The organism is Sphingobium baderi (assembly GCF_001456115.1).
In the GTDB taxonomy this organism is placed as follows: domain Bacteria; phylum Pseudomonadota; class Alphaproteobacteria; order Sphingomonadales; family Sphingomonadaceae; genus Sphingobium; species Sphingobium baderi_A.
On sequence record NZ_CP013264.1, the window covers coordinates 640,108 to 661,636 of the forward strand.

Here is a 21,529-nt window from a genome sequence, read left to right on the forward strand (position 1 = left end):
GGATCAGAAGCGAAGCTTCGCCGAGATCGAGAGATAGCGTCCCAGAACATCATAAGTGCTAGGCAGTGTGTTGGACTGCTCGCCGTTACCGCCGGTCTGCTGGCTGATAACGAAGGGCGGACGCTTGTCGAACAGGTTCGACACAGTGCCGGTGAGGCTGAAATTATCCGTGATGTCGGCCGCGAGGGCCAAATCGAAATAATTGAAAGCCTTGATCTTTTCCACCGCATAGGTGGTGTTCGGATCATCATCGCGCACGCCGCCCGTGTAACGCCATTGCACCGAAGTCGTTATCTTACCGAAGTCGAGAGTAGTGCGGAGAGAATGGCGCCACTTCGGAATCGGCTGGCCCGACGGCACCGAAGTGCTGCACGCCACGCCGAACTTGCCGACGCATTCATTGACGATCGGCACGCCAACGACGGGCGTGAAGTCATATTTGAAAACGCGCGTGCCGTTGAAGTTCAGCGACAGTTTCGGTTCATCGCCGGCAATCGTGAACGGCAGCGGCGTGGTGTAGCCCAACGAGATATCCAGACCGTCGGTCTTGAGGCCACCCGAATTCTGGTTCTGGTCGACGATCCGTTCCACCTGACCGAGCGAGTTACGCGAAATTAGGTCACAGAAGGACTGAATGCCCTGGTCAAAACAGCCCGCAAAGATATTGCCTTGGCCATAAGGGCTGATGAAACCCGTGATCTTGATCTTGTAATAGTCAACCGTCGCGCTGAAACCGGGCAACAGGCCGGGCGTCAAGACCGCACCGATGGTAAAGGTCTTCGACTTTTCTTCGCGCAGATCCGCATTACCCGACTGGAACGATGGCGGATTCACCAGGTTCGAGTCGTTGGTGTTCGGATCGCCCACATATTGGGCGGGCACGCCATTGGCGATACAGGCCTGACCCAATGCGCTGGTCGGCGTCACACCGGCATTGCCGCACGGATCGCTCTGGCCGTCAAAGCTGACGGTCTGCCCCAGATACAGCTCGTTGACGCTGGGACCACGGATTGCCCGCTGGAACTGGCCACGGAAGCCGATGCCCTTGACAACTTCAAGCTGCGCGCCTGCCGCCCAGGTGAACACATTGCCCGGCGCGTTGGAATAATGCGTGAAACGCGCCGCGCCGTTGACTTCAAACCGCTTCACGAAGGTGTCGGCCAGAAGCGGAACATTCACTTCGCCGAAGAATTCGCGAACACTGTAGCCACCCGATGTGGGCGCGCCAGGATTGAAGCCGCCGACATTGCCCGATGCCAGGAAGGTGTCGGGCGTGGTGCTGCCCCGTTCCGAACGCCATTCCGCGCCGAGCGCGACGCCGACGCCGCCTGCGCCGAGATCGAACAGGCTGGAGTTGGTGAAGGCGACGCTGGCAACCTGGGTCGTGTATTCCTCCAGATTGGTCGCGCCAATGCCGAGATAAGCGGCCGCGTCGGAGGAAAGATTACCCGTGCCGAAGAGATTCGCCGGGACGCAGCCCGCCTGACGCGCATCGGCCGAAGAGCAGACAAGCGTGCCCCCATTGGGCTCACCCGCGAACGGGAAGGGCGAGATGTTACCGGCCGAATCCTGGAAAGCGGTACGAGTCGCAGCCAGGAAATTGGTCAGAGCAACATTGCCCGTCTGACGCTGGGAATTCTTGGTCCGGGCATACATGTAGTAGCCGTCATAGGACCAGCCCGCTCCCAGGTCGCCTTCCGCACCGACGACGATCCGGAAAGCGCTGCGATCATCCTGATTGAGGCGGCCGCCCAGGCCCAAGGTGCGGAAACCATAGGCCGGGACGCTGACATAGCCATCGCCATCCGTATCAAGACCGTTCAATGCAGCCTGAAGTTCAGGCGAGAAGTAGGGCGAATTCGCCTGGATGTCGAAAGCGCCCAGCGACCCTGCGTTCACGCCGGTGCCAAAGGGGGTGGAGTTGCCCAGCGGCGTCGCGGCAAGCAGGTTGTCAACGCGATTGTTGACATATTGCGCTTCCATATAGGGCTTGAAGATGCTGCTCACCTCATATTGCGCGCGCGCGGAGATGAGGAAGCGTTCCTGCGGAACCTGCAGATAGTTCGCGGGATTGGTGTTATAGGCGTTGGCCGATGAGTCATATGCACTCGGGCTGCCATCCGGGTTGAAGAAGATTGCACTGTTCGGAAGTCCCAGCGCGGCATTCAGGCCGGGAACCTGGATACGACCCTCAGGGATCGAACCGGAACCGCCGGGGCTGAAAGTGCCGTCCTGGTTATCGTTGAAACTGTCACGCGACCAGCTACGTTTGCTGGCGAAGATCGCCTTGCGCTTGTAATAATCGAGCGAAAGCGTGACGTTACCGCGGTTGTCATCGAAATTGGCGCCGATGGTGCCATTGATGTCCCAACGCGCGCCATCGCCACGGCTGCTGAGCTCGTATGTCGAATTGAGTTCGATGCCTTCAAAGTCGCGCTTCAGGACGAAGTTGACGACACCGGCGATCGCGTCCGACCCGTAAACGGCCGAGCGGCCACCCGTCACCACGTCCACGCGCTCAATCAGCGCCTGCGGAATGGTGTTGAGGTCGACGACCTGATTGACGTCATAGGACATGTAGCGGCGGCCATTGACCAGCACCAGCGTACGCGAAGTGCCAAGGCCGCGAAGGTCGACGGTCGCGATGCCGCCGCCGGGATTGTTCGACGTGCCCGTCGACGAACCCATGACCTGTGGCAGATCGTTGAGGACGCTCTCGACGTTGGTCTGGCCCTTAAGCGCAAACTGCTCGGCCGACACCACCGCAATGGGGCTAGCCTGGTCGAGGTCCGGCCGCGCGATACGCGAACCGGTAACGATGATAGTGGCTTCGCCTTCGTCGGCGGCCCCGCCCTGTGCAAATGCAGCAGCAGGAAGCATCGCGCCCACAATGAATGGCGCGACACCGGCGCGCAGAAGCGCGGTTTTCGAAAGTTTCTTCACGGTCCAGTCCCTTGCTCTGGAGTGAAGGCAGTTTCCTGCCCCCATTATGGTCCTAAGGAGAGATATGCCCGACAGCGTTCCCCTTGTGGATTGGCGGAAATTGCGCGGGACTGGGGTCATCTGTAAAGCGCGCTCACAGCGCGCGCACTGCTTTTACAGCGGGCTGTATCATAAATGCAACAAACTGGCGCCGGGGTAAAAATCGGGGAAAGCAATATTATTACAACGTTCCCAGGTGACCATATTCATTGCTGCAGACGACGGAGTTTTGCTTGACCGATTATGCCATTTCCATGGTTTTTCGGGCTCTTTGACACCTCTCTTGACGCAGGGAGCTTCGGGTGCTTGCTAGCTCTGGCATTTGCCGGGAAGCGATGGAGAAAGCCGTTGACCAAAACATCACACGTCCTTGTTCTTGCCATCGCCTTCGGCCTGGCGTTGCAAAATGCACGCGCTGCGCCCCCTCAACAGCCTCGTCCCGAAATCTTCACCGACCTGCTGAAATGCCGCGACATTGCAATGGATTCACAACGACTCGCTTGTTTTGATCGGCAGGTCGCCGATATGCAGGCGGCATCGGATCGCGATGAAGTCGTGATTTTGGACAAGGCTGAATTGCACAAAACGCGGCGGACGCTTTTTGGCTTTTCCTTTCCCAAACTGCCTTTCCTTGACGGCGACGACGATGCGAAAAAGGAAGAAGAAGGGTTTTCCCGTATCCAGACCACCATCGCCTCGGTCAAAAATCTTGGTTATGGGAAATGGCAGATCCAGTTGGAGGACGGCGCACAATGGATGACGACGGAACCCATCATCCGCCGCACTCCGAAAGCGGGCATGACGATAGAAATCCGCCGCGCCAGCATGGGCAGCTTCATGGGCAAGATCGAAGATGATCGCGCCGTGCGGATGAAGCGCGTCGGCTGAGTCGTTTCATTCTGCCGACGGCATCGCCCCCGCCAGCAACAGCGGGTCGATCCGGGCGTCGTTCCACTTCATGCTCCAGTGGAGATGCGGGCCGGTGGCGCGGCCCGTCGCGCCGACCGCGCCGATGCGTTGCCCTTGGGACACATGCTGTCCGGGACTCACGTCGATCCGCGACAGGTGCAGGAAGGCGCTGTTGAGGCCGTGGCCGTGGTCGATCATCAGCAGATTGCCCTCCAGCGTGAAGGGCCTGTCCGCCGCGAGGATCACCACGCCGTCGGCCGGGGCGACGACAGGCTCTCCCGTCGCGCCCGCCACGTCCACGCCGCTGTGATAGGCGCCGGGCGTGCCCTGATAGATGCGTTGCGCGCCGAACAGGCCGGAGATACGGCCCCGGCGCGGCCAGATGAACCGCTGCCGCCAGCCCTGCGCGTCCGTCACCGTGGCGCGGGCGGCGGCGATGCGGTCAAGTTCAGGCTTGCGGATCGCCATGAAGGCTTCCGTGCTTTTCGTGGGACGCATGGGGGCGTTGATGCGCTCCAGACGCCAGGCGCGCGGCGCGATGGTGAGCGGGCGCTCCATGACGCGGCCATCGGCGAGGCGCGCGGTGAGGCGTGCCTGCGGGCCTGCGTCGCGATCGAAGGCGATGAGGAAGCGGCCATCGCGCTCGACGGGGACGGGCTGGCCGTTCAAGCGCAGATCGACCGTTGCCGATGGGGCAGTGCCGAGCATCACCCCGCCCTGCGTCATTTCGCCCGACAAGCGGAAATCGTAAGCGGCGACGGCAACGGACGGAGCAGGCGCGGACGGCGCTGCGACCGCGGTCAACGCCAACGCCGCGGCCGCCAGGAAGAACTTCATCCTTCGCCGCGGGCTTTCAGTTCGGCGCGGGCGGAGACTTCGGCGCTGGCATAGGGTTCCTGCCGCGATATGCTCCAGTAACGCAGATTTTCGAGCGCGATCTTCTGCCCGGTCACCGCGCAGATTACATGATCGCCCGCCTGCAACACGCGGAAGCTGTAGGGCATATAATGCAGCCGGGCGGCGCGGTCGCGGTTGGACATCAGCATTTCAGGCGGCCTCTTACACGGGTCGGGGGCGTCAGGAAAACAGATCCTGTTGCCGGATTTCCTCTTCGCTACGCGGTTTGCGGGGCGGGCGGGACGGAATCGATATAGCCGCAGGGGCGGGCTTCTCAAGAGGTGGCGCGCCATCGACGGCGGCGTCCACCTCTCCATCGCGGAAATGGAGCGTGACCTGCCCGGCAGCGCGGGCGGCGGTCGTGTCGCGGATCAGGTGGCCGCCCGCCATGACACGCGCAAACCCGCGCTGGAGCGGCCGGTCGGGATCGAGCGAGACGAACAGGCGCGAGAGGCGGTCGAAAGCGGTGGAACGCTCCGCCAGCGCGCGGGCAAGATAGTCAGGACGCAGCTTCAGGCGGTCCACCCGCTCCTTCGCGCGGCTCACATATTGCTGGAGCAGCGCGGGGCGAAGCGCCCCGGCTGCCTGGCTGAGATGCGTCCGGGCATTGGCAAGGCGGTGGCGCAGGCCGCTGGCAAGCGCGTCGGAAAGCTGGTCGAGCCGCTGCCGCTGGGGCGCGAGCAGCGTGTCGGGCGTGGGCATGAGCCGCGCCTGCATCTCCAGCCGCTCGCGCGCCTGCGCCGCGCCGCGCCGGACGGCCCGGTCCATGCGGAGGCCCTGTTCGCGCAGCATGGCCAGCAGCTCGGCGCGGACCGGCACGGCCATTTCTGCAGCGGCGGTGGGCGTGGGCGCGCGCATGTCGGCGGCATAATCGCAAAGGGTGGTGTCGGTTTCGTGGCCGACGGCCGAGATGATCGGGATCGAACATTCCGCCACGGCGCGGACGACGATTTCCTCGTTGAAGCTCCACAGATCCTCGATGGAGCCGCCGCCGCGCGCGACGATGACGAGATCGGGTCGCGGCAGCGCGCCACCGGCGGGCATGGCGGAAAAGCCGCGCACGGCACGGGCCACCTGCGCCGCCGCGCCTTCGCCCTGCACCAGCACCGGCCAGAGCAGCACATCGGTCGGGCAGCGGTCCGACAGGCGGTGGAGGATGTCGCGGATGACGGCGCCGGTGGGCGAGGTCACGACGCCGATGGTGCGCGGCATGAAGGGCAAGGGACGTTTACGGTCGCGGTCGAACAGGCCCTCTCCCGCCAGTTTCGCCTTGAGCTTTTCGAGGAGCGCCATCAGCGCGCCCTCCCCGGCCAGTTCCATCCGGTCGATGACGATCTGATATTTGGAGCGGCCGGGATAGGTGGTGAGCTTGCCGGTGGCGATCACCTCCACCCCGTCCTGCGCGGCGAAGGCCAGGCGGGCGGCGCCGCCTTTCCACATCACGCCGTCGATGACGGCATTATCGTCCTTGAGCGCGAGATAGAGGTGGCCGGACGCCGCACGCTTGAAGCCGGAAATTTCGCCGCGCAGGCGGACATGGCCGAAACGGTCCTCCACCGTGCGCTTGAGCAGCGAGGACAATTCGCTCACGGACAGCGGCGGCGCGTTGTCCCCCGCCCGTTCCTCCGCTAACAGGCGACCCGAACTGTCATAGGCATCGAAATCCGGGGACATGGGCGACATGAACATCCTTCTGCTTGGCGGCGGCGGCCGCGAACATGCGCTGGCGTGGAAGCTGGCGCAATCGCCGCGCCTCAAAACATTGTATGCCGCGCCGGGCAATCCGGGCATAGCGCAGCATGCGACGCTGGTCGACCTCGACGCGAAGGATCATCGCGCGGTCGTCGATTTCTGCATCCGCCATTCCATCGGGCTGGTGGTGATCGGCCCGGAAGCGCCGCTGGTCGATGGCCTTGCCGACAATCTGCGCGCGACGGGGACGCCGGTGTTCGGGCCGGGCAAGAAGGCGGCGCAGCTGGAAGGCTCCAAGGGCTTCACCAAGGATCTGTGCAAGCGCGCGAATATCCCCACCGCCGCCTATGAACGCGTGACCAGCAAGGACGGCGCGATCGCGGCGCTGGACGATTTCGCGCTGCCGGTGGTCATCAAGGCCGATGGGCTGGCGGCGGGCAAGGGCGTCATTATCGCGGAGACGCGGGAGGAGGCGCTGGAGGCGCTGGACACCATGTTTTCCGGCGCGTTCGGCGCGGCGGGCGAGGAAGTGGTGCTGGAGGAATATATGCGCGGGGAGGAAGCGAGCTTCTTTGCGTTGACGGACGGGAGCGCGATCCTGCCCTTCGGCTCCGCACAGGATCACAAGCGGGTGGGCGATGGCGACACCGGACCGAACACGGGCGGCATGGGCGCCTACAGCCCGGCGCGGGTGCTGACGGCGGAGCTGGAGCAGCAGGTGATGGAACGGATCATCCGGCCGACCGTGGAGACGCTGGCCGCCGAGGGGACGCCTTATTCGGGCGTGCTCTATGCCGGGCTGATGCTGACGGACGAAGGTCCGAAGCTGATCGAATATAATGCCCGGTTCGGCGATCCGGAATGTCAGGTGCTGATGATGCGCTTCGACGGCGATCTGGTGGAATTGCTGCTGGCGGTCGCGGACGGAACGCTGGCCGATCAGGGTCCGGTGGAACTGGCGGATCGCACCGCGCTCACCATCGTCATGGCGGCAAACGGCTATCCGGGGACACCGGAAAAGGGCGGCGTCATCACCGGGATCGACGCGGCGCAGGCAGGCGGCGCGCGGGTTTTCCATGCGGGCACGGCGGAAAAGGACGGCGCGATCGTCGCGACGGGCGGCCGCGTGCTGAACGTCACGGCGACGGGGCAAAGCGTGCGCGAGGCGCAGAAAGCAGCCTATGCGGCGGTGGACGCGATCGACTTTCCGACCGGCTTTTGCCGCCGCGATATCGGCTGGCGGGAAGTCGCGCGGGAAGAAACCGTGGCCTGATTGCCCTTGTCCCACAGGCCAAGCTGCTCTTAAATAGGGTAAAGGGTAGGAATGGGAGACGGAAGGGATGCAGGAATTCTTCATTGACTATGGCCTGTGGCTGCTGATCGCGCTGCTGATCATTATCGGGATCGTTTTCCTGCTGTCGGGCAGGCAGAAGGCCGATCAGGCGGACGATGCCGCATCCGCCGCGCCGGTCGAGCAGAAACCGGCGTCGCTGGCTTCAACGCCACCGCCTCCCGCGCCCAAGGCCGTGGCCGTGCCGGTGCCGATGGTGCCGGTGGATGTCGAAGCCATCATCCCAGCCGTGCCGGAAACCGAGCCCGTCGCCGCGCCAGTAGAAGCGCCGCCCGTCGTCCCGGTATCGCCCGCCGTCACCGCGCCGTCCGAAGGACCGGACGATCTGCTCAAGCTCAAGGGCGTGGGGCCGAAGCTCAACATGCTGCTGATCGAACTGGGGGTCACGCGCTTTGCCCAGATCGCGGCGTGGACCGATGCCGATCTCGCCGCGATCGACGCCAAGCTGGGTAATTTCAAGGGCCGTCCCGTGCGCGACCAGTGGATCGACCAGGCGAAATATCTCGCCGCCGGGGACGTTGCCGGGTTCGAGGCCAAATACGGCAAGATCTAACGCATCACGCTCTAGGGTTTGCTGCCAATATCTCCCGCGCACGCGGGGCCAGACGCTCTGTCGCCGCCGCGTGGATGCCAGGCGCGGTGCAGAGCAGGCCGAAAGCGGCGGGCCGGGGCTGGTTATAGAATAAAGGCGCGCCCAGCGCATCGGTGACGATCGCGCCGGCTTCCTGCGCGATAAGGCCAGCGGCCGCTATATCCCATTCATTGCCCCATCGCACGGTGGCGACAAGGTCCGCTTCATCCGCCGCGACCATCGCCATACGCAGCGCGATGCTGTTGGGCTTTTCCACCGTCGCAAGATCGCGGTCGATGCGGGGAAGCTGATCGGCGGGAACGCGCGCGCCCGCCAGCATCGTGCGCGATCCAGCGTGCAGGCGGACGCCATTGCGGGTCGCCCCATGCCCTGCCTGCGCGACCCACAATTCATTGCGCGCGGGTGCGGCGAGCACCCCGGCGCGCACCGCGCCATCCTCCACCAGGGCGACGGAAACCGCCCAGCCGCGCCGCCCGCGCAGATAGTCGCGGGTGCCGTCGATCGGATCGACGACCCAGACGCGCGATTGGCCAAGCCGATGGACGGTGTCGGCGGTTTCCTCCGACAGCCAGCCCGCCGAAGGATCGAGCGCGAAGAGGTGCGCGCGCAGCATGGCGTCGAGTTCGATATCGGCTTCGCAGACGGGCTGGCCGGGCGTCTTTTCCCACTGGCGCACCTGCGTGTTACCGCCGGCCCATAGCGCCAACGCCCGGTCGGCCGCATCGGACACGACCGACACCAGCGCGCCTATGTCCGGCTCACCCCCCTGCAACGGTCATCCCGTCGACGCGCAGGGTGGGCACGTTGATGGCGTAGCGATAGCTGAGGTCGCTTGCCGGCGTCAGGGCGCGGAACATATCCTTCAAATTGCCCGCGATGGTGATCTCCGACACCGCCCGCGTCACCGCGCCATTTTCGATGAGGAAGCCCGCCGCCCCCCGGCTGTAGTCGCCGGTCACGCCGTTGACGCCCATGCCGATCAGTTCGGTGACGTAAAGGCCGCGCTTCACGTCCGCCATCAGGTCACCGGGGGAAATGGCGCCCGGTTCCATATGGACGTTGGACACGCCCGCGCCCGGCGCGCCACTGCCGCCCCGGCTGGCATGGCCGGTCGGTTCGAGGCCGAGCTGCCGGGCCGAGGCGCTGTCGAGCAGCCAGCCGGTCAGGACGCCCGCGTCGATCAGCGCGCGGCGCGCGACGGGAAGCCCCTCCCCATCGAAGGGCCGCGATCGCAGGCCGCGCTGGCGCAGCGGATCGTCGATGATGGTGACGGCCGAATCGAACAATGCCTCGCCCAGGCTGTCGAGCAGGAAGCTGGACCGGCGGGCGATGGCCGGACCGACGATGCCGCCGATCAGGTGCCCGACAAGGCTGGACCCCACGCGGGGATCGAAGATGATGGGCAGCATGCCGCTTTCGATACGGACGGGGTTGAGGCGGGCGACGGCGCGATGACCCGCGCGCTGGCCGACTTCCTCCGCATGGTCGAGATCTTCGAGATGGCGGGCGCTGTGGCTGGCATGGTCGCGCTGCATGTCCGCGCCGGTGCCCGCGAGCACGCTGGCCCAGGTGGAATGGCTGGTGCCCGCATAGGCCCCCGCAAAGCCATGGCTGGTGGCAAGCGCCATCTGGCTGCGCCCATTGGCAGCGCCGCCGCCTTCGCTGTTGGTGATGCCGGGGATGGTGCGGGCCGCTTCTTCCACGACCAGCGCGCGTTCGCGCAGGGCGGCAGGTTCCGGCTCCTCCTCATCGACGAGATCGAGATGGGGCAGGCGCTTGCGGAGCAGGCGGTCTTCGGGGGCGAGACCGGCATAGGGGTCGTCGGGCGCTTCGCGGGCCATGGCGATGCAGCGTTCGACCAGGGTTTCGAGCGTCGCGGGGTTCATGTCCGACCCGGAAATGCTCGCGGAACGCTGGCCCACGAAGACACGCAGGCCGATTTCCTCGCCTTCCGAGCGTTCCACATCCTCCAGTTCGCCCAGACGCACCGACACGGTGGTCGATGCGTTGCAGGCATAGATGGCGTCCGCCGCATCCGCGCCCGCCCGGCGCGCAGCCGTCACCAGATCCTGCGCGCGCGACTGGGCTTCTTCGAGGCTGAGCATGGAGGAGAGACGATCCTGAAAAGATGGAAAACAGGTTTCGGCCCTTACGCGCTTGCCCGCGCGGGCGCAACGTGCGCGAGCCAGTGATCGAGCAGATGCCAGGCGACCGCCATCGGCGGCGGGGTCAGAAACGGCGCGTCCGGCCGTCCTTCCAGCGCGGCGCGGACCTGATCGGCGTCGCACCAGATGGCGTCCTCTATCTCCGTCTGGTCTAGCGTCAGCGCATCGTCATCGGCCTGCGCCATGCAGGCGATCATCAGGGTCGAGGGGAAGGGCCAGGGCTGGCTCATGACATAGCGGATCGAATGGACGGTGACGCCCGCTTCTTCCTTGAGTTCGCGGGCGACCGCCTCCTCGATCGTTTCGCCCGGTTCAAGGAACCCGGCGAGCGCGGAATAATGGCGCGGGGGCCAGCGATGCTGGCGACCGACAAGGACGCGGCCGCGATGTTCGGCCAGCATGATGACGACCGGATCGACGCGGGGGAAATGTTCGGTATCGCAGCCCTTGCACCGGCGCGCCCAGCCGCCCTTGTGCGGCACGGTAGGCGAACCGCAGGCCGCGCAAAAACGGTGGCGGGCATGCCAGTCGACCAGGCTGCGCGCGCCGGCATAAAGCGCGGCCTGATCGGGGGAGACTTCGTTCACGACGGCGCGGCTGCGGGCCGAAGGGGTGAAGCTGCCAGCCGCCCGATCGATCAGGCGCGCGAAAATCGGTATGCGGGCGGGATCGACGCCGAGGAGGACATAATCCTCCATCACGGCGCCGGGAGGCAGCGGTTCCATGGCGAGCGCGCCATCCACGACCACAGGATCGAGGCCGTCCAGCAGCACGCAAAGAGCCGCGGGGTCGGCGAAGGTTTTGGCCAGCAGCGCGGGATTGGAGCGAATTTCGTCGACGCGGTCCAGCCTGCTGCCGACATAGCCGGGCAGCGGCTTTTCCGAGGCTTCAGAGCCGTGCATTCTGGGTCATCTCCTTGATCGCCGCATCGGCCGCGCGGCGGAAAAGCGTGGGAAGGCCAGCCTGCTCCAGCGTGCCCAGCGGCCACCATTCACCCTGCCCCGGCGGAACGCAATCCCCGTTCACACGAGCGACATGCACCATGAGGTCAAGCGAGAAATGGGTAAAGACATGGGTGACGGGGTCGGCAAGGGCGCTCCAGCGGGCGGGAAACGGCGGTGTGGCAGCGGGCGCGGCGGCGCTCCAGTCCGAGGACGGCAAGGCGCGCATCCCGCCGAGCAGGCCTTTGTCCGGGCGGCGGACCAGCCAGACATGGCCGTCCGCCCGCTCAATCCACCAAACATGGCCATGGCGATGGGGTCTGGCCTTTTTCGCGGCCTTGACCGGGAAGGCGGCGGGATCGGCGGTGAGGAAGGCCGCGCAATCCTCCCGCAAGGGGCAAATGCCGCAGGCGGGGTTGCGGGGCGTGCAGATGGTTGCGCCCAGATCCATCATCGCCTGTGCGAAATCGCCTGCGCGAGCGTCCGGCGTGATCCTGTCGGCGGCGGCGCGGATTTCGGGCCGGGCGGCAGGGAGCGGCGTGGCGATGGCGAAGAGGCGGGCGACGACGCGCTCGACATTGGCGTCCACCACCACAGTGCGGCGGCGGAAGGCGATGGCGGCGACGGCGGCGGCGGTATAGGCTCCCACCCCCGGCAGGGCGCGCAGCCCTTCCTCCGTATCGGGGAAAGTTCCGCCATGATCGCGGGCGACGGCGCGGGCGCAGGCGAGCAGGTTGCGAGCGCGGGCATAATAGCCAAGGCCCGCCCATGCGGCCATCACCTCCGCATCGTCCGCTGCCGCCAGATCGGCAACGGTCGGCCATCGATCGGTAAAGCGAGCGAAATAGGGAGCGACGGCGGCCACGGTCGTCTGTTGCAGCATGATTTCCGACAGCCAGACGCGATAGGGATCGGCGGCTTCGTTCGATCCGGGCGGCGCGCGCCATGGCAGGCGGCGGGCGTGGACGTCGTAATGCGCGAGGAGGTCTTTCGCGATTTTCCTGTTGCTGCTCTCGACGCGCATGGCGGCGCTATGCCATTAAGCGAGGCATGACGGAACGCCCCGCAGCACCCAAAGCGAAGAATCGCGCCGAAGCGGCGGCGGAACGTCCACGCATGGGCGGCCCGCGGCAGATCGCGGACCTGATGCCCGACATCGGGCGGGCGGCTTTCCGCAAGTTCGGTTTCGTGCAGTCGAGCGTCGTCACCCGCTGGGCGGAAATCGTGGGGCCGCATTATGCGGATATTTCCGTCCCCGAATCGATTCGCTTCCCGGTGGGGCAGAAAGCGGGCGGGACGCTGCAACTGACGGTCATGAGCGGCCATGCGCCGATGATGCAGCATGTGATGCCCGACATCATCGAGCGGGTGAACCGCTTCTTCGGCTATAATGCCGTCGCGAAGGTCGCGATGAAGCAGGGGCAGGTGCGGCCCGCCAAGCCGGAACGCCGCCCGCCGCCGCGCAACCTGAAGCCCCTGCCTATGGAACTGGGCGATTCGCTGCGGGACATTGGCGACCCGGAATTGCGCGCGGTGCTCGAATCGCTGGCGCAGGGGATTGCCAATACGAGCGGATTGCCCAAGATCAGCTAGAATATGCCCCTATTCAGCTTGGAGCGGGCTGCAAATCGGCGCTTTTTGCGCTCCCGGTGCTCACATGCTGCAAGCACGCCGCGCGCCGGTTCCCAAAATCCCCTATTTTCGCCACGCCCTAAACTGAATATCCAGATATTCCAATCATTCCGCCTCCGTTCAGGAGGCATGGCGTTATGGACATAATCATGAACAAGATTCGTCTGCTTGCCCTTAGCCTGCTCGCTATTCCCGCCGCGGCCCTCGCTGCGCCCAATTGGGTCGGCCATGTCGCGCTGTCGCCCATTGGCGGGCATGTGCTGGGCAATCCCGCCGCGCCCACGAAGCTGGTCGAATATGTGAGCTACACATGCAGCCACTGCGCGCATTTCGTGGCGGAAGCCAGCCAGCCGCTGCGCGAACGCTATGTGAAGGGCGGCAAGTTCAGCGTCGAAGTCCGCAACGCCGTGCGCGACAAATATGATCTGGCGGCCGCTTTGCTGGCGCGATGCGGCGGGGCGAAACGCTTTTTCGGCAATCATGAGGCGCTGTTCGCCAATCAGGACGCATGGATGGACAAGCTGACCGTCTATGACAAGAATGGCGCGGCCAGGCCCGCCGACCAGAAGGCCGCGCTGCGCGAGATCGGGCAGAAGACCGGCCTCTATGCCCTGATGAACAAGCGCGGCTTCACCAATGCCCAGCTTGACGGGTGCATCAACGATCCCGCTTCGATGAAGCAGGTGCTGGCGATGACCGACGAGGCATGGAACAAGGTGAAAATCAGCGGCACGCCGTCCTTCACCATCAACGGCACGCTGGTGCAAGGGTCGGACTGGATGCGCTTACAGGCTGCATTGCCCGACGCGCCGCAGTGATCTAGACCTGCATTATCACCGACACACAAGAACGGAGCCGATCGTCCCGTGAAAGCCCTGCATGGCATTGCCCTTATCGCCCTTTCCCTGACGCTGGCCGCCTGTGGCGGGAAGACGGATGAAAGCGCCAAGCCCACCGGCGAACCGATCGCCGCCGTCGCCGCACCCGCCGGAACAAGCTGGGCCGACACCGTCAACGAAACGCCTGACGGCTATTTCGTCATGGGCAACCCGGACGCCAAGCTGAAGCTGGTGGAATATGGATCGTTCACCTGTTCGCACTGCCGCGACTTTTCCGCCGAGGCGTCGGAGGAAATCCGCAACATCGTGAACACCGGCAAGATGAGTTACGAGTTCCGCACCTTCGTGCGCGATCCCATCGACATTTCGACGGCCCTGTTGGCGGCGTGTGGCGGCAAGGACGTATTCTACCCGCTGTCGGAGCAGTTCTTCGCCAATCAGAATGCGATGTTCGAAAAGGCGCAGGCGCTGGGCGACGACAAATATCAGCAGTTGATGAGCGCGCCGCCGCAACAGCGTTTCGGCCAGCTGGCGGGCGCCCTTGGGCTGGTGGACTTCGCCAAGCAGCGCGGCATTTCGGAAGATCAGGCGAAACAGTGCCTTGCCAACACCGCTGCGGCCGAAAAGCTGGCCAAGGGCGTGCAGGCCGCCAATGAGCAATATAAGATCGAGGGAACCCCCAGCTTCCTCATCAACGGCGTTCTGGTGGACAATGTGGCGAATTGGGCATCGTTGCAGCCCAAGCTGAAAGAAGCGGGGATCTGATTGACGGCGGGGGGGCTTCCTTCTTCACGGCCTGACCGGGCGGCGCGCCGCCCCGGAGGCTGGTCGTGCAGATAAAGCGCCTCAAGCTGTCCGGCTTCAAGAGCTTCGTCGACGCAACGGAGCTGCGGATCGAGCCGGGCCTGACCGGCATCGTCGGCCCCAATGGCTGCGGCAAGTCCAACCTGCTGGAAGCGATCCGCTGGGTCATGGGCGAATCCAGTGCCAAGTCGATGCGCGGCGGCGGCATGGAGGATGTGATCTTCGCGGGCACCGCCAGCCGCCCGCAGCGCGATTTCGCCGAAGTGTCGCTGCTGACCGTGCAGGAACAGGGCGAGCTTTTTTCCGCCGTCGATGTGGGGGCGGACGGCGAACTGGAAGTCACCCGCCGGATCGAACGGGGGGCGGGCAGCGCCTATCGCGCCAATGGGCGCGACGTGCGGGCCAAGGACATCGCCCTCATCTTCGCCGATGCCGCCACCGGGGCGCATAGTCCCGCGCTGGTGAGCCAGGGGCGCATCGCCGCCGTCATCGCCGCGCGCCCGCAGGAACGCCGGGCCATGCTGGAGGAAGCGGCGGGGATCGCGGGCCTGCATGTGCGGCGCAAGGATGCCGAACAGAAGCTGCGCGCCGCCGAGGGCAACCTGACCCGGCTGGACGAGATATTGGCGGACATGGAGAGCCGCGCGGGCAGCCTGCGGCGGCAGGCCAAGGCGGCGGAACGCTATATCCGGCTGTCGGAACAGATCCGCGTGGCCGAGGCGCGGGTGATTTTCGCCCGCTGGCGCGAGGCGAGCGCGAGCGCCGACGCGGCGCGGACCGAGGCGAAGCAGGCGGAAGGCGCGGTCGTGGCGGCGCATGAAGCGCAGATAGCGGCGGCGGCCCACGCGCAGGCCGCGGTGGAGGCTCTGGCGGAACGGCGTTCCGCCGCGCAGGCGGCGCGCGATGCGGCCAATGAGGCGGGGCACAGGCTCAACGCGCTCAAGAGCGAGCGGGACGGTGTGGTGCGGCGGATGCACGACCTTGCCACGCAGGCGCGGCAGTTGGAGGAAGATCGCGAGCGCGAGGGGACGCTGGCCCATGACGCGGCGGAGGCGATGGCGCGGCTGACCGAGGAAGTCGCGACGCTCAAGGCGCGTATTGCCGGGACGGAAGCGATCATCCCCGACTTTGCAGCCCGGATCGGCAAAGCGGAGGACGCGGCGCGCGACGCCGAAGTGGAATTGGCAAGGGCGATGGCCAAACAGGCGGGCGAGCAAGCTGAACTGCGCGTGGCCGAGGCAGCCCTGGCGGCGGCGCAGGGGCGGCTGGACCGGGCAGAACGCGAGGTAACGAAGCTGGAAGCAGAGGTCGATGCCCTGCCCGACGCCGCGCCGCTGGAAGCGAAGCGCGCCGAGGCGCTGGCCGCGCAGGAACAGGCCGGGCGGGATCGCGATGCCGCCGAAGCTGTGATTGCGGGGGCCGATGCGGAGCGGCAGGCGGCGAGCGAGGCGCGAGCGGAGGCGGATACCGCCTTGTCATCCACGCGGGCCGCTTTGGCGGCGCTGGATAGCGAGGCGGCGGCGCTGAGGCGTGCGGTGGAGAGCGGCGCGGGCGGGAAAAGCCGGGCGCTGGATCGGCTGAAGGCCGCGCCGGGTTATGAACATGCGCTGGCGGCGGCGCTGGGCGACGATCTGGAAGCGCCGATCGGGACGGAGGGGCCGCGATTCTGGGGCGGGGCCGCCCCGGCCGCAGGTGATCCTGCCATGCCGGAGGGATGCACGCCGCTTGCCGGTCATGTGACCGCGCCGCCGGAACTGGCGCGGCGGCTGGCGCAGGTCGCCGTGGCGGAGCGTGACGCGGGGCAGGCGCTGGCCGTGGGGCAGAGGCTGGTGACGCGGGACGGAAAGCTGCGGCGCTGGGACGGCTATGTCGCGACGCAGGGCGGCGCGGCGGCGGCGGAGCGGCTGATCCGGCTCAACCGGCTGGACGCGATTGCGGCGGTCCGCCCGGCAGCGGACAGGGCTGTCGAGGCGGCGCGGGCGGCGCAGGGCGACGCGCAGGCGCGCGAGCAGGCGGCGGCGCTGGCGCTGGCGTCCGGGCGGGCGGCTCTGAGCGAGGCGGAGCAGCGGTTGCGGACAGCCCTGCGCGCGGCGGACGAGACCGGGACGGCGCTGGAAAGGCTGGCCGGGCGGCGTGAAGGCATTGAGGAGCGGCTGACGGTCGCGCGGCGGGATCGCGATGCGGCGGCGCAGGAACGGCAAACGGCGCAGGCGGCGCGGGCCGCCATGCCCGATGGCGAGGAAACCCACGCTCTGGTCGCCAGCCTGTCGCAGGCGAGCGAAAAGGCGCGGGCCGCGGTCAGCCAGTTGCAGGCCGACCGGGCGTTGGCCGACAGGGCGCTGAGCGGCGACCGCGAACGCATGGCGGCGGCGGAGGCCGATGCGAAAAGCTGGCAATCCCGTGCGGGCGAGGCCGGGAAGCGCATCGCGGCGATGACGAAACGCGGCGAGGATGTGGCCGCCGAGCAGGCGCGGATGGCGCAGGAGCCGGAGCGGCTGGCAGACGCGATTGCCGCATTGACGGAGCAAGGCGCGGCGCTGACGGAGGCGTCCGACGCCGCGCGCAAGGCCGAGGCCGAGGCCGAGGCGACGCTGCGGACCGCCGAACGGCGGGCGAGCGAGGCCGGGGAAGCGCTGGCGGCGGCGCGGGAAGCGCGGGCCACGGCAGTGGCGCGGGCCGAGGCGGCGGACGAGCGGCGCATCGAGACCAACCGCCTGTCGGGCGAGCGGTTCGAATGTCCACCGCCGGTGCTGCCCGAGCGGCTGGGCTTTGCCAGCGCCGACATTCGCATCGCCCAGACCGAACAGGCCGAGCATGATCGCCTGTCCGCCGAGCGCGAGCGGATCGGGCCGGTCAATCTGGTCGCGGCGCAGGAACTGGAAGAGCTGGACGCCACGCAGGCGAAGAGCCGGGCCGAGAGCGAGGAACTGGCCCAGGCGATCCATCGCCTGCGCGGCTCCATCGGCAGCCTCAATCGCGAGGGGCGGCAAAGGCTGCTGGCCGCGTTCGAGGCGGTGGACGGGCATTTCCGGCAGCTTTTCACGACGCTGTTCAACGGCGGGCAGGCGCATCTGGAACTGATCGACAGCGACGATCCGCTGGAGGCGGGGCTGGAAATCATGGCGCAGCCGCCGGGCAAGAGGCTGTCCGCGCTGACGCTGCTGTCGGGCGGCGAGCAGGCGCTCACCGCCGTGGCGCTGATCTTCGGGCTGTTCCTCACCAATCCCGCGCCGATCTGCGTGCTGGACGAGGTGGACGCGCCGCTCGACGACGCCAATGTGGAGCGTTTCTGCGACATGCTGGACGCGATGGTGCGGCAGACGCGGACACGCTATCTGATCGTCACCCATAATGCCGTCACCATGGCGCGGATGCACCGGCTGTTCGGCGTGACCATGGTGGAGCGCGGCGTCAGCCGCCTGGTGTCGGTCAGCCTGGGCGGCGCGGAGGCTTTGCTGGCGGCGGAGTAGAGGCCCGCCTCAATCGCGGCGCACCCAATGTTCGATGCGGCGGAACAGGCCGCGCTGCGTGACCGGCTCGAACATCTCGTCGGGATTTTCCGGGTCCAGCACTTCATTGTCGGCCAGCCATTGCTGCACGTCGTTGAGATTGGGCGTTTCATAGGGACGCAGGGTGCGGCCCGCCTTGGTCCGCAATTCCTCTATCGCCGCGATCAGGCCGCGCTCGGCAATGAGGACGGAGACGCGCTCTTTCGGCAGGTCGAGATGCTCCGCGATAAGGTCGTCGCGGATGGCGGCGATCGTCGCCTGCTGACCGTCATTGGCGGGAAGCGCCGTGTCGATTGACATGTCGCATTCGGTGTCGAGGCCAAGCGAACGATTGTTCATGTTGGAGGAGCCGACGCGGATCAGGCGGTCGTCGGCGATCAGAATCTTGGCATGGACATAGATCGGCTCGCCACGCGCGGTGAAGGGATGATAGAGGCGCAGGCGATTGTAGGTATCGCGCGCCTTCAAAGCCTCGAACAGGCGGGCGCGGGCAGTGTCCATCGCCTGTTGTTCCAGCCAGCCGTCAGCCTGCTGCGGGTTGACGATGACGATTTCCGGGCCATCCGGATCGCCCAGCCGCGCCGCAAGGGCTTCGGCGATGCGGCGGGAAGCGAAATACTGGCTTTCGGCGTAGATGCAACGTCTGGCGGCCGCGATCTGGTTGACGTAGAGCCGTTCGATCTCCTTCACCGGCGGCTGGTCGTCCATTTCCGGCGCAGTGCGGGCGATGGCGACATCCACGTCACGGAACTGGACGGGAAGCGCGTCAGGCCAGCAATCGTCCACGCCCTCGACCGGCGGCAGGTCGTCGCCCCCCGCCCCCTTCCAGCGGGCGCGGCTGTGATCGCCCAGCGCGGCCGCCACCGGCCCCTTGAGCGCGGTCGTCGCATCGTGCCACGGGCCATAGGACGTGCCGTCGGGATGCCTGCGGCCCGGATCGTCGTCGCGATGGTGGCGCGTGTCCCAGCGGTCGGCGGTCATGTCGATGCCGCCGCAGAAAGCGAAGCAATCGTCGATCACCACGATCTTCTGATGATGGGACGCGCCGACCGGATGATGGCTGTCCAGCTTCACGGTGATGCGGGGATGCGCCATCCAGCGCAGCGTCGTCAGCAGGTTGGACGGGCGCAGCATCGACTTGAACGCGCCGGTGTCCCAGCGGAGCAGGTAGATTTCGAGGTCCGGCGTGCGTTCCACCAGCCAGCGGATGAAATCGCCGATGATGACAGGCGCGCCGTCCTTCGCATCCTCCTCGCGGATGAGGCTGATGCGGGCGTCGAAATCCCAGCCGATCAGCATGATCCGCTTCGTCGCTTTCAGCATCGCGGCGCGGGCGTGGCGGAAATAGGCGTCTGCGTCGATGATGACGCTGGCCTGGGTGGCGCGGGCGATGCGCCAGCAATCCTGGCCCTGGGTCGGGGCGCTCATGCGTTGCCGACCACGAGGCAGGCCAGGAACATGAGCAGTCCGGCGAAACGGTTGGAACGGAATTTGACGAGCGGGTCCGCGCCATCCTCCCTCAAGGTGCCGACCTGCCAGAGCAGATGCGCGGCCATGGGGAGGAGTGCGATGAGCGCCAGCAATTGCGGCCGGACCTGCCAGATGGCGGCGCTCCACAATGCGAGCGCGAGAAGATAGCAGAGCGTCACCCCGCCCCGCACATGGCGGCCCATGGACAGCGCGCTGGAGCCTATGCCGATCAACGCGTCATCCTCCCGGTCCTGCAGCGCATAGATGGTGTCATAGCCCACGACCCAGAAAATGGTTCCAGCATAGAGCAGAAGGCCCGGCAGGGTGAGCGATCCCGCCACCTCGCTCCAGCCGACGAGCGCGGCCCAGGAAAAGACGAGGCCGAGCCATAGCTGCGGCCATCCGGTGATCCGCTTCATGAAGGGATAGGCCGCGACGAGGGCGAGCGAGGCCAGCGCCACGACCTGCGCGTAAAGGCGCAGTTGCAGCAGGACGGCGAGGCCGATGAGGCAGAGCGCGAGGAGCCAGACCCATGCGGCTTTCAGCGACACCGCGCCGCTCGCCAACGGACGCGCGGCTGTGCGGGCGACCTTCCGGTCGAGATCGCGGTCGACAATGTCGTTGAAGACGCAGCCCGCACCGCGCATGGCGATGCTGCCGACCAGCAGCCAGAGGATCAGCGGCCATTGCCGCGCGCCGCCGGCCAGAGCCACGCTCCACGCGCCCGGCCAGAACAGCAGCCACCAGCCGATCGGCCGGTCCAGCCGCGCCAGCAGCGCCAGCGCGCGCGGCAGGGCGGGCAGGCGCGCGACGAGGCCGCGGGCTTCGCTGTCGGGGACGATCTGTTCCACTTGCCGTTTCTCCGTTTGCGCGGCGCGTCTCGACTTCGCTCGACATGAGCGGCATTAGGGCGATGCCCGCGAAACGGAAAGACGCAAATGACCGCAACCCCCGCATGGCCGCCGCAAAGCGCGCCGCGCCTCTATGTCGAAACGCCGCTGGGCGAAGGGGCCGCTGTGCCGGTGGAGGGCAATGCGGCCCATTATCTGATCGGCGTGATGCGGGTGAAACCGGACGATGTGGTGCTGCTGTTCGACGGGCGGTCTGGCGAATGGGCGGCGCGGGCGCGCGACATTCGCAAGCGCGATCTGGTGCTGGTCTGCGAGACGCGGACCAGGCCGCTGGAACATGTGCCCGATTTCTGGCTGTGCTGCGCGCCGATCAAGAAGGGGCGCATCGACCTGATCGCCGAAAAAGCGTGCGAACTGGGCACGGCGAAGCTGCAACCGGTGCTGACGCGGCGGGCGGTGGTGGACAGGCTAAACCTCGACCGGCTGCGCGCGCATCTGGTGGAGGCGGCGGAGCAATGCGGGCGGACAGCGCTACCGGAGCTTGGGGAGATGGTGAAGCTGGACGCGCTGCTGCGCGAATGGCCGGATGATCGCTGGCTGTTCTTCGCGGACGAGACGGGCGGCGCGCCTTTGGAGCAGGCTTTGCGGGCGCATCCCGGGCCGGCCGCTTTCCTGATCGGGCCGGAGGGCGGATTCGATCCGAGTGAGCGCGAAGCGATCCGCGCCGTGGCGAAAGCCGTTCCCGTCTCGCTTGGCCCGCGCATCCTGCGCGCGGAGACGGCCGCCATCGCCGCGACATCGGCGTGGATGGCGCTGAATGGGGATTGGCAATAGTTTCATTCCGCAATGGGATTGAAGCCCTTGCGCGCGCGCCCTATCTGTCGCGCTCGCGCTC

The 21,529-nt window shown here is 66.5% G+C and carries 18 protein-coding genes; 8 read left to right on the forward strand and 10 right to left on the reverse strand.

What is annotated here, in order from left to right; all coding sequences use genetic code 11:
- Nucleotides 1-3 precede the first annotated feature (3 nt).
- Nucleotides 4-2,943, reverse strand: a complete 2,940-nt coding sequence (locus tag ATN00_RS03300) for a TonB-dependent receptor domain-containing protein (protein WP_231746373.1) — start codon at nt 2,941-2,943, stop codon at nt 4-6.
- Between the two features lie 345 nt (nt 2,944-3,288).
- Here ATN00_RS03300 and ATN00_RS03305 point away from each other — a divergent pair, with 345 nt between their 5' ends.
- The gene (locus ATN00_RS03305; protein ID WP_420496690.1) at nt 3,289-3,870 is read left to right on the forward strand and encodes a hypothetical protein; all 582 of its coding nucleotides are present in this window, start codon (nt 3,289-3,291) and stop codon (nt 3,868-3,870) included.
- A 6-nt stretch (nt 3,871-3,876) separates the two neighbouring features.
- Here the strand turns inward: ATN00_RS03305 and ATN00_RS03310 are convergent, their stop codons facing one another.
- Genes ATN00_RS03310 through xseA form a run of 3 tightly spaced genes read right to left on the reverse strand, consistent with a single transcriptional unit; the run spans nt 3,877 to nt 6,462 of the window.
- Nucleotides 3,877-4,728, reverse strand: a complete 852-nt coding sequence (locus tag ATN00_RS03310) for a M23 family metallopeptidase (protein WP_062062111.1) — start codon at nt 4,726-4,728, stop codon at nt 3,877-3,879.
- On the reverse strand, nt 4,725-4,937 hold the full coding sequence (locus tag ATN00_RS03315; RefSeq protein ID WP_062062114.1) for a DUF2093 domain-containing protein: 213 nt from the start codon (nt 4,935-4,937) through the stop codon (nt 4,725-4,727). Before ATN00_RS03315 ends, ATN00_RS03310 begins: the two co-directional genes overlap by 4 nt.
- A gap of 31 nt (nt 4,938-4,968) precedes the next feature.
- Nucleotides 4,969-6,462, reverse strand: a complete 1,494-nt coding sequence (gene xseA, locus ATN00_RS03320; RefSeq protein WP_062068347.1) for an exodeoxyribonuclease VII large subunit — start codon at nt 6,460-6,462, stop codon at nt 4,969-4,971.
- A gap of 7 nt (nt 6,463-6,469) precedes the next feature.
- Here xseA and purD point away from each other — a divergent pair, with 7 nt between their 5' ends.
- Both purD and ATN00_RS03330 read left to right on the forward strand, forming a co-directional pair.
- Nucleotides 6,470-7,753, forward strand: coding sequence for a phosphoribosylamine--glycine ligase (gene purD / locus ATN00_RS03325; RefSeq protein ID WP_062068345.1), 1,284 nt, complete (start codon nt 6,470-6,472; stop codon nt 7,751-7,753).
- Between the two features lie 67 nt (nt 7,754-7,820).
- Complete coding sequence (locus ATN00_RS03330) at nt 7,821-8,384, forward strand: hypothetical protein (protein ID WP_062062116.1); 564 nt, start codon at nt 7,821-7,823, stop codon at nt 8,382-8,384.
- A gap of 4 nt (nt 8,385-8,388) precedes the next feature.
- Here ATN00_RS03330 and ATN00_RS03335 read toward each other — a convergent pair whose 3' ends face one another.
- The 4 genes from ATN00_RS03335 to mutY are packed head-to-tail and all read right to left on the reverse strand — an operon-like array spanning nt 8,389 to nt 12,553.
- A complete protein-coding gene (locus ATN00_RS03335; protein WP_062062119.1) occupies nt 8,389-9,195 on the reverse strand; it encodes a 3'(2'),5'-bisphosphate nucleotidase CysQ in 807 nt (268 codons plus the stop codon).
- Nucleotides 9,182-10,528 (reverse strand): TldD/PmbA family protein, encoded by a 1,347-nt coding sequence (locus tag ATN00_RS03340; protein ID WP_062062122.1) that lies wholly within the window; start codon nt 10,526-10,528, stop codon nt 9,182-9,184. The genes ATN00_RS03335 and ATN00_RS03340 overlap by 14 nt, the downstream gene beginning before the upstream one ends.
- 44 nt (nt 10,529-10,572) lie before the next feature.
- Nucleotides 10,573-11,490: an NAD(+) diphosphatase gene (gene nudC, locus ATN00_RS03345; protein ID WP_062062125.1), complete on the reverse strand. Its 918-nt coding sequence runs from the start codon at nt 11,488-11,490 to the stop codon at nt 10,573-10,575.
- Nucleotides 11,477-12,553 (reverse strand): A/G-specific adenine glycosylase, encoded by a 1,077-nt coding sequence (mutY, locus tag ATN00_RS03350; RefSeq protein WP_062062128.1) that lies wholly within the window; start codon nt 12,551-12,553, stop codon nt 11,477-11,479. Before mutY ends, nudC begins: the two co-directional genes overlap by 14 nt.
- Nucleotides 12,554-12,579: 26 nt before the next feature.
- Between mutY and ATN00_RS03355 the strand changes: the two genes are divergently transcribed.
- The 4 genes from ATN00_RS03355 (at nt 12,580) to ATN00_RS03370 (ending at nt 18,274) form a co-directional block, all read left to right on the forward strand.
- Nucleotides 12,580-13,122, forward strand: a complete 543-nt coding sequence (locus ATN00_RS03355; RefSeq protein WP_062062131.1) for a DUF721 domain-containing protein — start codon at nt 12,580-12,582, stop codon at nt 13,120-13,122.
- Nucleotides 13,123-13,310: 188 nt separating this feature from the next.
- On the forward strand, nt 13,311-13,979 hold the full coding sequence (locus ATN00_RS03360; RefSeq protein ID WP_062068349.1) for a thioredoxin domain-containing protein: 669 nt from the start codon (nt 13,311-13,313) through the stop codon (nt 13,977-13,979).
- A 48-nt stretch (nt 13,980-14,027) separates the two neighbouring features.
- Nucleotides 14,028-14,765: a thioredoxin domain-containing protein gene (locus ATN00_RS03365; protein ID WP_062062134.1), complete on the forward strand. Its 738-nt coding sequence runs from the start codon at nt 14,028-14,030 to the stop codon at nt 14,763-14,765.
- Nucleotides 14,766-14,830: 65 nt separating this feature from the next.
- Entirely contained in the window at nt 14,831-18,274 is a 3,444-nt protein-coding gene (locus tag ATN00_RS03370) for a chromosome segregation SMC family protein (RefSeq protein WP_062062137.1), read from the forward strand.
- A gap of 9 nt (nt 18,275-18,283) precedes the next feature.
- Here the strand turns inward: ATN00_RS03370 and ATN00_RS03375 are convergent, their stop codons facing one another.
- Nucleotides 18,284-19,741, reverse strand: coding sequence for a phospholipase D-like domain-containing protein (locus tag ATN00_RS03375; RefSeq protein ID WP_062062139.1), 1,458 nt, complete (start codon nt 19,739-19,741; stop codon nt 18,284-18,286).
- Entirely contained in the window at nt 19,738-20,634 is an 897-nt protein-coding gene (gene ubiA, locus ATN00_RS03380; protein WP_062062142.1) for a 4-hydroxybenzoate octaprenyltransferase, read from the reverse strand. The genes ATN00_RS03375 and ubiA overlap by 4 nt, the downstream gene beginning before the upstream one ends.
- 87 nt (nt 20,635-20,721) lie before the next feature.
- Here ubiA and ATN00_RS03385 point away from each other — a divergent pair, with 87 nt between their 5' ends.
- A complete protein-coding gene (locus tag ATN00_RS03385) occupies nt 20,722-21,468 on the forward strand; it encodes a 16S rRNA (uracil(1498)-N(3))-methyltransferase (RefSeq protein ID WP_062062145.1) in 747 nt (248 codons plus the stop codon).
- Nucleotides 21,469-21,529 lie beyond the last annotated feature (61 nt).

Excerpts from the sequence above, each read along its gene's own strand:
- ATN00_RS03310 (WP_062062111.1), bottom strand. The coding sequence starts at position 4,728 with ATGAAGTTCTTCCTGGCGGCCGCGGCGTTGGCGTTGACCGCGGTCGCA.
- ATN00_RS03315 (WP_062062114.1), bottom strand. The coding sequence starts at position 4,937 with ATGCTGATGTCCAACCGCGACCGCGCCGCCCGGCTGCATTATATGCCC.
- xseA (WP_062068347.1), bottom strand. The coding sequence starts at position 6,462 with ATGTCCCCGGATTTCGATGCCTATGACAGTTCGGGTCGCCTGTTAGCG.
- purD (WP_062068345.1), top strand. The coding sequence starts at position 6,470 with ATGAACATCCTTCTGCTTGGCGGCGGCGGCCGCGAACATGCGCTGGCG.
- ATN00_RS03330 (WP_062062116.1), top strand. The coding sequence starts at position 7,821 with ATGCAGGAATTCTTCATTGACTATGGCCTGTGGCTGCTGATCGCGCTG.
- ATN00_RS03340 (WP_062062122.1), bottom strand. The coding sequence starts at position 10,528 with ATGCTCAGCCTCGAAGAAGCCCAGTCGCGCGCGCAGGATCTGGTGACG.
- nudC (WP_062062125.1), bottom strand. The coding sequence starts at position 11,490 with ATGCACGGCTCTGAAGCCTCGGAAAAGCCGCTGCCCGGCTATGTCGGC.
- mutY (WP_062062128.1), bottom strand. The coding sequence starts at position 12,553 with ATGCGCGTCGAGAGCAGCAACAGGAAAATCGCGAAAGACCTCCTCGCG.
- ATN00_RS03355 (WP_062062131.1), top strand. The coding sequence starts at position 12,580 with ATGACGGAACGCCCCGCAGCACCCAAAGCGAAGAATCGCGCCGAAGCG.
- ATN00_RS03360 (WP_062068349.1), top strand. The coding sequence starts at position 13,311 with ATGAACAAGATTCGTCTGCTTGCCCTTAGCCTGCTCGCTATTCCCGCC.
- ATN00_RS03375 (WP_062062139.1), bottom strand. The coding sequence starts at position 19,741 with ATGAGCGCCCCGACCCAGGGCCAGGATTGCTGGCGCATCGCCCGCGCC.
- ATN00_RS03385 (WP_062062145.1), top strand. The coding sequence starts at position 20,722 with ATGACCGCAACCCCCGCATGGCCGCCGCAAAGCGCGCCGCGCCTCTAT.